This window comes from Ruminococcus sp. RTP21484sp1_RTP21281st1_A8_RTP21281_210402 (assembly GCF_040914025.1).
GTDB classification, from domain to species: domain Bacteria; phylum Bacillota; class Clostridia; order Lachnospirales; family Lachnospiraceae; genus Blautia_A; species Blautia_A faecis.
Map to the genome: position 1 here is coordinate 70,363 of NZ_JBCPGE010000004.1, position 14,245 is coordinate 84,607.

At 43.2% G+C, this 14,245-nt stretch carries 14 protein-coding genes; all 14 read left to right on the top strand.

What is annotated here, in order from left to right:
• Positions 1 to 31: 31 nt before the first annotated feature.
• The 14 genes from AB5170_RS02850 to AB5170_RS02915 all read left to right on the top strand — a co-directional run bounded on the left by AB5170_RS02850 (position 32) and on the right by AB5170_RS02915 (position 14,243).
• Positions 32 to 1,534 (top strand): serine hydrolase, encoded by a 1,503-nt coding sequence (locus AB5170_RS02850; RefSeq protein WP_195699903.1) that lies wholly within the window; start codon positions 32 to 34, stop codon positions 1,532 to 1,534.
• A gap of 130 nt (positions 1,535 to 1,664) precedes the next feature.
• Complete coding sequence (locus tag AB5170_RS02855; RefSeq protein ID WP_195379534.1) at positions 1,665 to 2,036, top strand: RidA family protein; 372 nt, start codon at positions 1,665 to 1,667, stop codon at positions 2,034 to 2,036.
• A 327-nt stretch (positions 2,037 to 2,363) separates the two neighbouring features.
• On the top strand, positions 2,364 to 5,789 hold the full coding sequence (locus AB5170_RS02860) for a VaFE repeat-containing surface-anchored protein (RefSeq protein ID WP_368361409.1): 3,426 nt from the start codon (positions 2,364 to 2,366) through the stop codon (positions 5,787 to 5,789).
• Between the two features lie 250 nt (positions 5,790 to 6,039).
• Complete coding sequence (locus AB5170_RS02865; protein ID WP_251388012.1) at positions 6,040 to 6,354, top strand: YdcP family protein; 315 nt, start codon at positions 6,040 to 6,042, stop codon at positions 6,352 to 6,354.
• A 15-nt stretch (positions 6,355 to 6,369) separates the two neighbouring features.
• On the top strand, positions 6,370 to 6,756 hold the full coding sequence (locus tag AB5170_RS02870; protein ID WP_347055674.1) for a YdcP family protein: 387 nt from the start codon (positions 6,370 to 6,372) through the stop codon (positions 6,754 to 6,756).
• 16 nt (positions 6,757 to 6,772) lie between these two features.
• The gene (locus AB5170_RS02875) at positions 6,773 to 8,176 is read left to right on the top strand and encodes a DUF87 domain-containing protein (RefSeq protein ID WP_368253928.1); all 1,404 of its coding nucleotides are present in this window, start codon (positions 6,773 to 6,775) and stop codon (positions 8,174 to 8,176) included.
• Positions 8,177 to 8,362: 186 nt separating this feature from the next.
• Positions 8,363 to 9,559, top strand: a complete 1,197-nt coding sequence (gene mobT / locus AB5170_RS02880; RefSeq protein WP_347055697.1) for a MobT family relaxase — start codon at positions 8,363 to 8,365, stop codon at positions 9,557 to 9,559.
• A 4-nt stretch (positions 9,560 to 9,563) separates the two neighbouring features.
• Complete coding sequence (locus AB5170_RS02885) at positions 9,564 to 9,695, top strand: DUF3789 domain-containing protein (protein ID WP_347055672.1); 132 nt, start codon at positions 9,564 to 9,566, stop codon at positions 9,693 to 9,695.
• Positions 9,695 to 9,916 carry a hypothetical protein gene (locus AB5170_RS02890; RefSeq protein WP_005363222.1) on the top strand — a complete coding sequence of 74 codons (222 nt, stop codon included), beginning with the start codon at positions 9,695 to 9,697 and terminating at the stop codon, positions 9,914 to 9,916. Before AB5170_RS02885 ends, AB5170_RS02890 begins: the two co-directional genes overlap by 1 nt.
• Positions 9,917 to 10,067: 151 nt before the next feature.
• The gene (locus AB5170_RS02895; RefSeq protein ID WP_347055671.1) at positions 10,068 to 10,313 is read left to right on the top strand and encodes a hypothetical protein; all 246 of its coding nucleotides are present in this window, start codon (positions 10,068 to 10,070) and stop codon (positions 10,311 to 10,313) included.
• The gene (locus AB5170_RS02900; RefSeq protein WP_347055696.1) at positions 10,295 to 10,789 is read left to right on the top strand and encodes an antirestriction protein ArdA; all 495 of its coding nucleotides are present in this window, start codon (positions 10,295 to 10,297) and stop codon (positions 10,787 to 10,789) included. Before AB5170_RS02895 ends, AB5170_RS02900 begins: the two co-directional genes overlap by 19 nt.
• 14 nt (positions 10,790 to 10,803) lie before the next feature.
• Positions 10,804 to 11,301, top strand: coding sequence for an antirestriction protein ArdA (locus AB5170_RS02905; RefSeq protein WP_347055695.1), 498 nt, complete (start codon positions 10,804 to 10,806; stop codon positions 11,299 to 11,301).
• A gap of 115 nt (positions 11,302 to 11,416) precedes the next feature.
• Entirely contained in the window at positions 11,417 to 11,806 is a 390-nt protein-coding gene (locus AB5170_RS02910; RefSeq protein WP_347055670.1) for a conjugal transfer protein, read from the top strand.
• The gene (locus AB5170_RS02915) at positions 11,793 to 14,243 is read left to right on the top strand and encodes an ATP-binding protein (RefSeq protein ID WP_347055669.1); all 2,451 of its coding nucleotides are present in this window, start codon (positions 11,793 to 11,795) and stop codon (positions 14,241 to 14,243) included. Before AB5170_RS02910 ends, AB5170_RS02915 begins: the two co-directional genes overlap by 14 nt.
• Positions 14,244 to 14,245 lie beyond the last annotated feature (2 nt).

Below are 14,245 nucleotides of genomic sequence, written 5' to 3' on the forward strand. Positions count from 1 at the left end.
GTTATACTGCCCTTATTAAAAGGAGAATAACATGAAAAAAGGCAAAAAAACCAGATGGCTGTATAAAGCAGCTGGAATGGCAGTCCTTTTGGGGGCAGCATTTTGGTGCAGCAACAGCGGGCTCCTGTTATGGAAGCCTGAAGTTCTTACTGTATTAGCGGAATCAGAAAGTGGCGGCAGCCTGTCATCTGTTACAGAGGCAGCTAAGATACTTCCTATTCCTAATAGTGATGGCAAATATATGTTGAAAAGTGACGGATTTTACTGTCTGAATGAAGACGGTTCAGGAGACTGCACTCAGGCAATACATTATTTCGACCATTTTGTTGTAGATGGAACAGTGTTTAATGGATATTATTATCACGACGAGACAGGAAAATTTAAAGCTTCTGAAGCACATCTTACAGCCATTTCACAGGAAGCACTCCCGAAAGCAGAAGATGGAACTGTGGAAGCAGGATGGACTTCGGGGATTTATGTGGTAAATAACCTTGGAAGGCTTTCTGGTACTGGAAGAGTTTGTATTCTAAAAGAAGAGATTGGACAGATAAAACTAGATGGCGGGTATTACGTTGACAGAAATGGAAAAGTGTGTCAGGAAGGCGGTATTTATTATATTCAGGAAATGAATGTGGGAGAAAAGAGATTTTCCGGGTATTATTATTTTGATGAATCAAGCGGCGTATTAGTGGAAGAAGCTGGTACTACACCAGAGGGCTTGACAATCCAAAAAGATGGCTGCATTAAAGAACTGACGGATCCGGGAATCAAAAATCTGAAGAAAGCTGTGAAGGAATTTACGGAAAAACTGGAAGGGGACTGGAGCGTCTATGTGAAAGATCTAAAGAACGGAGAGAAGTTCTCCATCAATGATAAAGCCATGTCTTCCGCAAGTCTGATAAAAGCATTTACAATGGCTGCAAGTTATGAAAATATGGAAAAAATCAGGATGGTTGAGGGGATGCTTCTGAAAGCAGATCCAGCTAGTCAGACTGTGACAGACAAGCTGTTTCGGCTTATGGAGAATATGGTAACCTACAGTGACAATGAGTCTTTTAATGAAATGGTAAGGCTTCAGACTGCCTCCAATCAATTCAATGCAGGTGCACGTGTAATTAACCGGTATCTCAGGGAACAGGGCTATAAAGAAACAGCTGTGCTTCATACGCTTGCGCCTTCGAATACAGATCCGGAAGGGCTTGGAAGCAGTAATATGACTTCTGTGGAGGATTGCGGCACTCTGCTGGAGAAGATTTACCGAAGAGAATGTGTAAGTCCGGAGGATTCTGACCAGATGCTGTCTTTGCTTTTGAACCAGGATACCAGAACAAAGATTCCTGGCGGGCTTAAGGAATCTGTTCAGGTAGCGAATAAAACTGGTGAAAATGATAAAAGCCAGCACGATATTGGAATTGTCTATGGAGCTAGAACGGATTATATTCTGTGCGTAATGTCTGAGAATGCAGGAAAGGAAGCAGATGCTGTTTCCAATATTCAGAGGATTTCAGCGATGGCTTATTATTATTTGAATTAGAGCGTATTTGAAAAAGGCTTTCTGCAAAACAGAATCCTTTCCAGACTTGTACAAAAAAATTGCTTGACACTAATAAAATTTTGCGATAGCATGAAGACAATAAAAGAAAAAATGAAAGGAGATTTACACCATGAAAGTAGTTTATACAGATAAGGCACCAGCAGCAATCGGACCATACTCCCAGGCAATGATTTTAAATGGAGTATTATTTACATCTGGACAGATCCCGGTAAATCCTGCAACAGGCGAGATCAACGGAGATACCATTGAGACTCAGGCAGAGCAGGTTATGAAGAATCTTGGCGAAGTACTGAAAGAAGCAGGAAGCAGTTTTGAGAAGGCAGTTAAGACAACATGCTTCCTTGCTGATATGGGAGATTTTGCCAAGTTTAATGAAGTATATGCGAAATATTTCGTAAACAAACCAGCACGTTCCTGTGTCGCTGTGAAAACTCTTCCGAAGAATGTTCTTTGCGAAGTTGAGGTAATCGCAGAAGTTTAATAGTACTGTCCACAGGAAAATGTGTCAAATGTTTTTGTCTTAAAAACCAACTGAAAATTTGATTATCCGCTAAAACACTGTATTTATCAGCATATTCAAAGGATTTAAGAGCCTAATTTACTACTAATTTACTACTTACGAATGAACCTTGATACGGTAAAAATCCTAGATATGCAAACTTATGGATACAGGGCAGCACATCAGTATTGAAAATAAAATTGAATAACGTATAGATTATGGAACGTGCAAAAGCGTTCCTTTTCTATTTCCAGACGTTCAGAAATGAGCGTCTATTTTTTTACCCATATGAAAGGAGAATCAAACATTATGAAAAAGTTAATGACACGATTGCTTACAGGTGTCCTCACCCTTGCAACCGTATTTACTGCATTACCTGTCACACAGGTACAGGCTGCTGATTCTGTTTATACCCATTCTGACGGAAAGACGGGTACTGTTGTCAAAGTGACAGATGGCGGCGAAGAAGCGTCCACTTTTGAGGAAGGCTGGATGAAAGCTGACGGTGAAACCGCCTATTGTATTCAGCTAGGCGAAACATTCCAATCTGGCTATAAAACCCGTAAGGACGCAACGGAACGATTGAGCGAAGCACAGATTACAGACGTTGCCTTGAATCTGGAATACGTCAAGGAATATACCAAAAAAGGATTTACAGACGAACAGGCGTACTTGCTTCAACAGTGTACCGTATGGCGTAGATTGAGCGTTCATTTAGGCTGGGGATATAAAAACACCCATATTGCCTATGATGAAATATCCAAAAGCGAACAGGATAAAATCTACGAGAACGCAAAGGCTTTCGCTAAAGAAAACAAAGACCGCTACGATTGCGGCGGCTATATCTACACTGGCGAGGGGCAGGACTTAGGACAGTTCTGGGCGAAGCTGGCTGTGGGAAATGGAAAGATTCAGAAATCTTCCAGTAATACCACAATTACCAGCGACAATGATTGTTATTCCCTCTCTGGTGCGGCTTACGGTGTCTATTCTGATAAAGGCTGCACGAAGTCTGTTGCCACACTTACGACCAATCGTGCTGGCAATACTGATACCGTGGAATTAAGAGCTGGAACATACTATGTGAAAGAAACAAAAGCTCCGAAAGGTTTCCAGTTGGATAAAGAGGTCTATACCCTTACCGTAAAGGCTGGTGAAACTGCCACATTAAAGGTCAGCGATACACCAAAGGTCACAGACAACTTAATCGAACTTTTCAAGATTGATATGGAAACTTCAAACGGTACGCCACAGGGTAATGCTGCTTTAGAGGGTGCAGAGTTTGTCTGGAAGTATTATGACGGATATTTTACAAAAGATAACCTCCCATCAGCACCGACACGCACATGGACGACAAAGACCAAAGCGGAAAAAGGCGGTGACGGTACAATCCATTACATTACAAAATTAGCGGATTCCTACAAGGTATCGGGTGACAGCTTCTATACACAAGACGGTGCTATCTGTTTGCCGCTTGGAACGATTACCGTTGAGGAAAAAGCAGCTCCAAACGGTTATCTGTTAGACGGTGCATATATGCAGGCAAACGGAAACTCCGAAAAAATCACAGGTGTCTATGTAGCACAGATTACAGAGGACGGTGAGCTTGCAAAATTAAGCGGATATAACCAGTATTCCGTATCGGACAAGGTTATCCGTGGCGGTGTGAAAATCCAAAAACGTGACCTTGAAACAAAAGAAACAAAACCGCAAGGCGGTGCAGCTTTGAAAGATACTGCCTTTGAAATCACTTCCTTAAATGATAAGGCTGTCTTGGTAGATGGTAAGCTATACAACAAAAATGAGGTAGTCAAGACAATCCATACAGGTGTTGACGGTATCGCCACTACTGCCGCAGACACACTCCCTTACGGGCATTACAGAATTGATGAAGTAACGCCGCCAGAGGGATATTTAAAGGACGGTGCGGTTTCCCGTGAGTTTGATATTGTAAATAATGGTGAAATTGTTGATTTAACCGACGAATCCCATTCTATCTACAATCAGATTAAACGTGGTGATATTGAGGGTGTAAAAATCGGTGACGGTACGCACAAGCGTTTAGCGAATGTGCCATTCAAAATCACCAGCAAGACCACAGGTGAAAGCCACATCATTGTGACAGACAAAAACGGTCAGTTCTCTACCGCTGCCGATTGGGTATCGCATAAACAGAACACAAACGCTGGTAAGACCAGTGAGGACGGTATCTGGTTCGGGACATCAGAACCAGACGACAGCAAAGGTGCTTTGCTTTATGATACATACGAAATCGAAGAATTACGCTGTGATTCCAATAAGGGATTGAAGCTGATTCCTGCTTTTGATGTGGTGGTATCAAGAAACAAAGTTGTTATTGATTTAGGTACACTGACAGACGAATACGAGCCAGAAATTTCTATCCATACTACCGCTACCGATAAGGTGACAGGTGAAAAGTCAATTGTTGCTGGTAAGAGCGTGACTATCGTTGATACAGTCACTTTGGACGGTCTTGTAAAAGGTACAAAATACCAGCTTAAAGGCTGGGAAATGGTGAAGTCTGAAAACGCAGAGCTTATCGTAAACGGTGAGCGTGTGGAAAATGATTATACGTTTACTGCAAAGGATTCCAAAATGGAAGTTGAGATTGCCTTTACCTTTAATGCCAGTGCTTTAGGCGGTAAAGACCTTGTAACTTTTGAAGAATTGTACGACCTTACCAATCCAGACGAGCCTGTTAAGGTAGCTGAACATAAGGACATAGAGGACGACGGGCAGACGGTTACAATCGAAGAAAGAGAGATTACCATTCATACCACAGCTACCGATAAGGCAACAGGTGAAAAGATGATTGTTGCTGGTAAAGACGTAACTATCATTGATACGGTCACTTTAGACGGTCTGGAAAAAGGTGTGAAATATCAGCTTAAAGGCTGGGAAATGGTGAAGTCTGAAAATGCAGAGCTTATCGTAAACGGTGAACGTGTGGAAAATGACCTTGCTTTCACCGCTACTGACACTAAGATGGAAGTTCAGATTGAATTTACATTCAATGCCAGTGAGCTTGCAGGAAAAGAGCTTGTGACCTTTGAAGAATTGTACGACATGACGAATCCAGACGAGCCTACAAAGGTAGCTGAACATAAGGATATTGAGGACGACGGACAGACCGTCACGATTACAGAACGTATTATTACTATGCACACAACTGCTACCGACAAGGCAACAGGAAAAAAGACAATCGAAGCTGGTAAAAGCGTAACTATCGTTGATACGGTCACTTTAGACGGTCTGGAAAAAAGTGTGAAATATACCCTTAAAGGCTGGGAAATGGTGAAGTCTGAAAACGCAGAGCTTATCGTAAATGGTAAGCGTGTGGAAAATGACCTTACTTTCACCGCTACTGACAGTAAGATGGAAGTTCAGATTGCATTTACATTCAATGCCAGCGAGTTAGGCGGTAAGGAGCTTGTAACGTTTGAAGAATTGTACGATACAACAAATCCAGACAAGCCTATCAAGGTAGCGGAACATAAGGACATCAAGGACGAGGGGCAGACAGTAACAATCAAAGAAAAGCCAGAATCCCCTGCCACACCAGAAGAACCCAACACACCGCACAGAACAGGTACTTCACCAAAAACAGGTGACAACACACCATTTGCCACATTGTTGGCTATGATGGGGATTTCCGCTGCTGGTCTTATCTTTGCAGGTTATAAGAGATTCCGCAGAGTAAAGAAATCTGACTAATACGGGAGGTATCAGTTTATGAAAGCAGCTCCCCGTTCACCGCCCATCATAAAGAAGTCAGGCTGTGGCTGACACTATATCCAAATTCTGCTTGATTAACACTTATCTTTCTGAATGGGGATTGTCAAGGGTGCGAAGCACAACGCCTGCCCTTGATAATTCACAGACAGAGAGATACTATCCAGACAGCAGAATGGCACACTATTATAAACATCAATCAAAATCAGAAAGAAAAGAGGTAAATACATTTATGGAATTAAAACACGTTATCCCGAACATGGAAAAGACGTTCGGAAATTTGGAATTTGCAGGTGAGAATAAAGTTGAACAGCGCAGGATCAACGGACGCATGGCGGTAGTTTCCCGTAGCTTCAACCTTTATTCGGATGTACAGAGAGCCGACGACATTATCGTGGTTCTTCCTGCTTCTGCTGGTGAGAAGAATTTTGAATCGGAGGAAAAAGTAAAACTTATCAATCCGAAAATCACCGCAGAGGGTTACAAAATCGGCACTAGAGGATTCACAAACTATATCCTGTCGGCTGACGATATGGTGAAAGCATAAGGAGGTATTAAGTATATGAGATTAGCAAACGGAATTATTATTGATAAGGAAAAAACATTCGGGGTATTGAAGTTCTCGGCGTTGCGTCGTGAGGTACATACCCAGAATGAGGACGGTACGGTTTCTGTGGAAATCAAAGAACGTACCTACGATTTGAAGTGTAAGGAACAAGGACGTATGATACAGGTAAGTATTCCTGCTTCTGTTCCGTTAAAAGAATTTGATTACAACGCAGAGGTGGAACTTATCAACCCTGTAGCTGATACGGTGGCAAATGCTACCTATCAAGGGGCAGACGTTGATTGGTATATCAAAGCAGACGATATTGTCTTGAAGAACAAAAACGGTCAGCCAGCAGGAAATCCGCAGCACCATAACCAACAGCCGCAGAATAAGAAATAAAGAAAGGAATTAGCCTATGCCACAATTCAATAAACGTGGGAATCGTATCAGAGCCAGTGATAAGTCACTGGTTTTTCGTTTCTCTGCTGGCTCACTGTTTCTGTTGTTCCTTGCTATGGTTATGCTGCTGAATCTAAAGACAATCCTAACTATTGATTGGAAAGCAATTACGCTTTTTCAAGATGGCAGCGTCCATTTTACGGTCACGCCATACATGGTAGTTACGGTCATAGTGTCGGTTCTGGTATGTGCTACTGTTGCACTTTTGTATCAACGATTCCAGTATGACAGGGTAAAGCAGCTCTTTCACCGTCAAAAGCTGGCACGCATGATTTTAGAGAATGGCTGGTATGAATCAGAAACAACACAGGACAGTGGATTTTTCAAGGATTTACCAGCGTCCAGCAAAAAAGAGAAAATCACCTATTTCCCAAAGCTGTACTACCGTATGGAAAATGGTTTGCTCCATATCCGAACGGAAATCACGCTGGGGAAATATCAAGACCAGCTCCTACACTTGGAAAAGAAACTGGAAACAGGCTTGTATTGTGAGCTGGTGTCAAAAGAATTAAAGGACAGCTACGTTGAATATGTGCTGCTCTATGACACTATCGCAAACAGAATTACCATTGACGAGGTACAAGCGGAACATGGCAGCCTGCGTCTGATGAAAAACGTCTGGTGGGAATATGACAAGCTCCCCCATATGCTGATTGCTGGCGGTACTGGTGGCGGTAAAACTTACTTTATCCTCACTATCATTGAAGCTTTGCTCCGCTGTAATGCGGTCATGTATGTGTTAGACCCAAAGAACGCCGACCTTGCGGATTTATCCGTTGTCATGCCAGAAGTCTATTACAAAAAAGAAGATATAACCGCCTGTATTGATAGGTTCTATGACGGTATGATGGCACGAAGTGAAGCTATGAAGCTCATGGAAAATTATAAGACAGGTGAAAACTATGCCTATCTCGGTCTTGCTCCACATTTCCTCATTTTTGATGAATATGTGGCGTTTATGGAAATGCTGACGACAAAGGAAAATGCTGCTGTGCTGAATAAGCTCAAACAGATAGTCATGCTTGGACGACAGGCAGGTTATTTTCTCATTCTTGCCTGTCAGCGACCAGACGCAAAATATCTCGGTGACGGAATCCGTGACCAGTTCAACTTCCGTGTCGCATTAGGGCGTATGTCAGAGCTTGGCTACAGCATGATGTTTGGCGAGGTAGACAAGGACTTTTTCTTGAAGCAGATAAAAGGTCGTGGCTATGTCGATACGGGAACAAGTGTCATATCAGAGTTTTATACTCCCCTTGTACCCAAAGGACACGATTTTCTGAAAGAAATAGGCAGATTGTCACAAAACAGGCAGGACGGACAGGCGGCGTGCGAAGCGAAAGCCGCAGGTACGGACTAGCCTGTGTTGGTGCGGCTTGCCGCACCAACCATTCGCCCCCAGTATCTAACAGGGGGGCACAAATCAACTGGAAACAGTCAATTTAATATCGGAAAGACCGCTTAAACAGTGGACTTTTCAAACATTCAAGGGAGTGTGACAAAATCGGTAAATGTCACATTCCTTTTTCGATTGGAGGGATTTTAACTGAACGATACCGATTGGATAAACGATTTTAAAGAAAAACGGACGCAGTACGGCGTTTCCCAGAATCAGCTTGCGGTCATGGCTGGCGTTAGTCGTGAATACATCAGCAGGCTTGAATCTGGAAAAGTAGCCTTGACGGAAGAAATCAAGGTGAAATTCATGGACGCTCTGGAGCGATTGAATCCAGACAATCCGTTGGAAATGGTCTTTGATTATGTCAGAATCCGTTTCCCCACACAGGACGTAAAACACGTTGTTGAGGATATTCTCAAATTAAGGCTTGATGTGATGATACATGAGGATTTCGGGTTCTATTCCTATGCGGAACATTATGTCTTGGGTGATGTGTTCGTGCTGGCTTCACCCGATAAGGAAAAAGGCACATTGTTAGAGCTGAAAGGCAAAGGGTGTCGGCAGATGGAAAGCTACCTGCTGGCACAGCATAGGAGCTGGTATGACTTTCTCATGGACGCTCTGGTAGAGGGAGGTGTGATGAAGCGTCTTGACCTTGCCATCAACGATATGACAGGGATTTTAGATATTCCAGAGCTGACAGAGAAATGCAACCATGAGGAATGTATTTCCGTATTCCGCAGCTTCAAGAGCTACCGCAGCGGTGAGCTGGTACGAAGTCAGGAACAGGATAAATACGGTATGGGAAATACATTATACGTCGGTTCGCTCAAATCGGAAGTCTATTTCTGTATCTACGAAAAGGACTATGAACAGTACGCAAAGTATGACATAGCCATTGAAGATACGAAAATCAAGAACCGTTTTGAAATAAGGCTAAAGAATGAGCGAGCCTATTATGCGGTGCGTGACCTGCTGACCTACCATGACGCAGAACGTACCGCTTTTGACATTATCAACCGTTATATGCGATTCGCTGACAGGGAGGTGGATAAGCGACGCAGCGAATGGAAAACCAATGAGAAATGGGCGTACTTTATCGGTTCTGAACGTGGGCGGTTGAAGCTGACGACAAAGCCAGAACCGTATACGCTCACAAGGACGCTGAACTGGATAAGCAGGCAGGTCGCTCCTACATGGAAAGTCTTGGAAAAGATTGACCGTGCTAATGGCACTACATATCTGAAAGATATTTTAGACCATGCTAAGCTCACCGAGCGTCATAAAAAACTGATTGAACAACAAACGACTTCCACAGAGGAAATCATCAACAAGGAGGAATGACAACATGAAGCATATTTTATTTGATTTATTTTTGGTATCGCTGGGTGCTGGAATTGGAGTAGTTTCTATGTGTCTGATACAGGCTGGAAAAGCCGCAGACAGGGATTTTGAAATGATGGAAAGGAGAAAAAAATAATGAATTTCGGACAGAACTTATACAACTGGTTTTTATCTAACGCACAGAGCTTGGTGCTTATGGCAATCGCTGTTATCGGGGTGTATCTTGGTTTCAAGCGTGAGTTTTCCAAACTTATCGGATTCTTGGTGATTGCCTTAATCGCTGTCGGCTTAGTGTTCAATGCCGCTGGCGTAAAAGACGTACTGTTACAGTTATTTAACAAGATTATCGGTGCGTAGAAATCATCAGTTTGCGGACACGCAAACTTACCTTTCCCCCTATGGGAGTTCGGGCATAGGGGGAATGAAAAGGGGGTGACGGAATGGTACACAAATAAATACCCGAACGCTGTCAACTATAAAATTGAAAACAAGAAAAATGGAGGTTATATTGAAAACAGATATTTTTGAGGATATGAAAGAGCTGGTCGGCTGTGACAATATTTCTGATTTGCCCTACCGTAAACGTGCGGTCTGGGAAGAAATCAAACGACAATCACCGCTAACATACCCGAAAGAACAATTAGAAAAATTCTCTCATTATGTATTCGGCGTAGATTATGCTGTTGTAATGGGAATACTAGAAATGAAGAAAGGAAGTGATATGCCTTGTACGAAATGCGAATCTACCTTTTAAACAATACCAAACCTTACCGTGACGGTGACGAGGAATACGCTGGTGAATGGTTCAACTGCCCTGTGGAGTTTGAGGAAGTCAGAGAAAAACTCGGTGTGGAACATGAAGAACAGATTGAGATTGCAGACTATGAGCTGCCCTTTGATGTACACAGCAATATGCCGCTTTGGGAAATCAACGCCAACTGCCGCATGGTTCTTGAAATGGAGGGTACGCCTATTGGCAATGAAATGAAAGCCATTCAACAGAAATGGTTTGCCAGCTTTGATGAATTTATCGACCATAAGGACGAAATACGTTACTACGATGTGGGCGACGGTGCAGCACTGGCAGAATACCTTATCTGTGAGGAAAATATTTTCGGTGAGATTCCCCACGAGCTTCAAAAACATATTGACTACCATTCCTACGGAAACGAGCTGGAAATGGACGACAGATACCTTTTCACAACGAGCGGCGTATTCCGCTATCAGTAAAGGGGTGATGTGGTATCGAAGAAATGCAGGTTTATGTTGCCAATCTCGGCAAATACAATGAGGGTGAGCTTGTGGGTGCGTGGTTCACACCGCCCATTGATTATGATGAAATGGCAGAACGTATCGGCTTGAATGACGAATACGAGGAATACGCAATCCATGACTATGAGCTGCCCTTTGAGATTGACGAATACACACCGATTGAGGAAGTCAACCGCCTTTGTGAAATGGTGGAGGATTTACCAGAAGATATACAGGACGAACTTTCAGAGCTGCTCTGCTATTTCAGCAGCTTGGAAGAATTGTGCGAACACGCAGACGATATTATCCATTATCCCGATTGTGACGATATGACGGACGTTGCCTATTACTTCATAGACGAATGTCAAAGCCTTGGGGAAATCCCCGACAGGATAAGAAGCTACATAGACTATGAAGCATACGGGCGTGACCTTGATTTAGAGGGGCGTTTTGTCGTCACCAATCATGGCGTGTTTGAATGTCCGTATTAACAATTACAACTGAATATTGTTTATCAGCCAGTGAAAAGACACTGGTATTTTTTATGCAGCAGCCTTGAAATATAGGCTGCTGTTTCCATTTTAGAAAAGAAAGGAGCTGTGAAAAATGAAGAAAATCAAAAGCTATACAAGCATTTGGAGCGTGGAGAAAGTCATTTATGCAATCAACGACTTTCAGCTCCCGTTTCCTGTCACGTTCAGCCAGATGGCTTGGTTTGTCCTGTCGCTGTTTATCGTGATTCTCTTTGCGGAGCTGCCGCCCTTTTCCATGATTGACGGTGCGTTCCTCAAATACTTTGGAATCCCTGTTGTTTTTACTTGGTTTGTATCGCAAAAGACCTTTGACGGAAAAAAGCCTTTTGGATTTTTGAAATCGGCTGTCACCTTTGCCCTACGTCCAAAAGTGACCTATGCAGGAAAAGCCATCAAGCTGAAACATGAAAAATTCAATCCCGTTATTACAGCAGTTAGGAGTGTGATGTATGTTCCCGATTAAATATATAGAAAACAATCTGGTGTTCAACCATGACGGTGAGTGCTTCGCCTACTATGAGCTGACACCTTATAATTATTCGTTCTTGTCACCAGAGGAAAAGTACATGGTGCATGACAGTTTCCGACAGCTTATCGCACAGAACCGTGACGGGAAAATCCATGCTCTACAGATTGCCACGGAGGACAGCCTGCGTGCAGTACAGGAGCGTTCCAAAAAAGGAATTACAGGCAGATTAAAAGAAATCGCCTGTAAAAAAGTAGACGAACAGACAGAAGCGTTGGTTGAAATGATTGGTGAAAATCAGATTGACTACCGCTTTTTTCTTGGATTCAAGCTGCTGGTGAATGAGGAAGAAATCAATCTGAAAGCCATGCGAAAATCGGCAGCTATGACCTTTGCTGATTTTATCTATGAAGTCAATCACAAGCTCATGGGTGACTTTGTTTCCATGAGTAATGATGAAATCAACCGCTTTATGAAGATGGAAAAACTCTTAGAAAGCAAAATCTCACGCCGCTTTCAGTTCCGCAGGCTTAATAAGAACGACTTCGGTTATCTCTTGGAACATATCTACGGGAATACAGGCGTTGCGTACAGTGATTACAGTTACGATTTACCAGTTAAGAAGCTAAAGCGTGAAACACTGGTGAAGCGATATGACCTTATCCGTCCGACACGCTGTCAGATAACCGAAAACCAGCGATACCTAAAGATTGAGCGTGAAGATCAGACGACGTATGTCGCCTACTTCACGATTAACAATATCGTGGGTGAGCTGGACTTTCCATCTTCGGAAATCTTCTACTACCAACAGCAGCAATTCACGTTCCCTGTTTCCACTTCCATGAATGTGGAAATCGTCACCAACAAAAAAGCTCTGACTACGGTTAGGAATAAAAAGAAAGAGCTGAAAGATTTAGATAACCATGCGTGGGAATCCAACAATGAAACAGGAAGTAACGTCATGGACGCTCTGGATTCGGTGAATGAGCTGGAAACGAACTTAGACCAATCCAAAGAATCCATGTATAAGCTGTCGTATGTTATCCGTGTGGCTGCTGACACTCTGGACGAGCTGAAACGACGCTGTGATGAAGTGAAAGACTTCTACGACGATTTGAACGTCAAGCTGGTTCGCCCGTTCGGAGATATGCTGGGGTTGCATGGTGAATTTATCCCAGCAAGTAAAAGATACATCAATGATTATATCCAGTATGTCACTTCTGACTTTCTGGCTGGTCTTGGGTTCGGTGCGACACAGCAGCTTGGGGAAAACGACGGTATCTATATCGGCTATAACCTCGACACAGGGAAAAATGTCTATCTGAAACCCAGCCTTGCGGCACAGGGCGTTAAGGGTTCGGTAACTAATGCGTTGGCTGCCGCTTTTCTTGGTTCGCTCGGTGGTGGAAAGTCATTCTGCAATAATCTGATTATCTATTATGCGGTGTTATTCGGTGGAAAGGCGGTCATTGTAGACCCGAAATCAGAGCGTGGCAACTGGCAGGAAACCTTACCCGATATTGCACATGAAATTAAGATAGTCAACCTTACCAGTGAGGATAAGAACAAAGGACTTCTTGACCCGTATGTGATTATGAAGCGTACAAAGGACGCTGAAAGTCTTGTGATTGATATACTTACATTCCTTACAGGCATTTCCTCCCGTGATGGTGAGAAGTTTCCCGTCCTGCGTCGAGCAATCCGTTCCGTGACACAAAGTAAGCAGCGTGGACTATTCCGTGTCATTGATGAATTGAGAAAAGACGGTTCACCTGTGGCAGAGAATATCGCAGACCATATCGAAAGCATGACGGACTATGACTTTGCACACCTTTTGTTCTCGGACGGTGATGTGGAACAATCCATCAGCTTAGACCGACAATTAAATATCATACAGGTGGCAGACCTTGTACTGCCAGATAAGGACACAAAATTTGAAGAATACACCACTATGGAGCTGCTTTCTGTGGCTATGCTGATTGTCATTAGTACCTTTGCCTTAGACTTTATCCATTCGGACAGAAGCATTTTCAAGATGGTGGATTTGGACGAAGCGTGGACGTTCTTACAGGTGGCACAGGGTAAAGCTCTCTCAAACAAGCTGATTCGTGCTGGTCGTTCCATGAACGCCGCTGTTTATTTCGTCACACAAAACTCTGGTGATGTGGACGACGAAAAAATGAAGAATAATATCGGTCTGAAATTTGCCTTTAGAAGCACAGATATAAAGGAAATCAAGAACACCCTTGAATTTTTCGGTGTGGATAAAGAGGACGAAAGCAACCAGAAGCGACTTAGGGATTTGGAAAACGGACAATGCCTGTTTCAAGATTTATACGGGCGTGTGGGTGTTATCCAGATTCACCCTGTATTCGCCGATTTGTTCCATGCCTTTGACACAAGACCGCCAGTACAGACGGAAGAATCGAGGTGAAG

What these genes read in the sequence shown, in the direction of transcription:
- AB5170_RS02850 (WP_195699903.1), top strand. Translation starts at nt 32, where the DNA reads ATGAAAAAAGGCAAAAAAACCAGATGGCTGTATAAAGCAGCTGGAATG.
- AB5170_RS02855 (WP_195379534.1), top strand. Translation starts at nt 1,665, where the DNA reads ATGAAAGTAGTTTATACAGATAAGGCACCAGCAGCAATCGGACCATAC.
- AB5170_RS02860 (WP_368361409.1), top strand. Translation starts at nt 2,364, where the DNA reads ATGAAAAAGTTAATGACACGATTGCTTACAGGTGTCCTCACCCTTGCA.
- AB5170_RS02865 (WP_251388012.1), top strand. Translation starts at nt 6,040, where the DNA reads ATGGAATTAAAACACGTTATCCCGAACATGGAAAAGACGTTCGGAAAT.
- AB5170_RS02870 (WP_347055674.1), top strand. Translation starts at nt 6,370, where the DNA reads ATGAGATTAGCAAACGGAATTATTATTGATAAGGAAAAAACATTCGGG.
- AB5170_RS02875 (WP_368253928.1), top strand. Translation starts at nt 6,773, where the DNA reads ATGCCACAATTCAATAAACGTGGGAATCGTATCAGAGCCAGTGATAAG.
- AB5170_RS02885 (WP_347055672.1), top strand. Translation starts at nt 9,564, where the DNA reads ATGAAGCATATTTTATTTGATTTATTTTTGGTATCGCTGGGTGCTGGA.
- AB5170_RS02890 (WP_005363222.1), top strand. Translation starts at nt 9,695, where the DNA reads ATGAATTTCGGACAGAACTTATACAACTGGTTTTTATCTAACGCACAG.
- AB5170_RS02900 (WP_347055696.1), top strand. Translation starts at nt 10,295, where the DNA reads ATGCGAATCTACCTTTTAAACAATACCAAACCTTACCGTGACGGTGAC.
- AB5170_RS02910 (WP_347055670.1), top strand. Translation starts at nt 11,417, where the DNA reads ATGAAGAAAATCAAAAGCTATACAAGCATTTGGAGCGTGGAGAAAGTC.
- AB5170_RS02915 (WP_347055669.1), top strand. Translation starts at nt 11,793, where the DNA reads ATGTTCCCGATTAAATATATAGAAAACAATCTGGTGTTCAACCATGAC.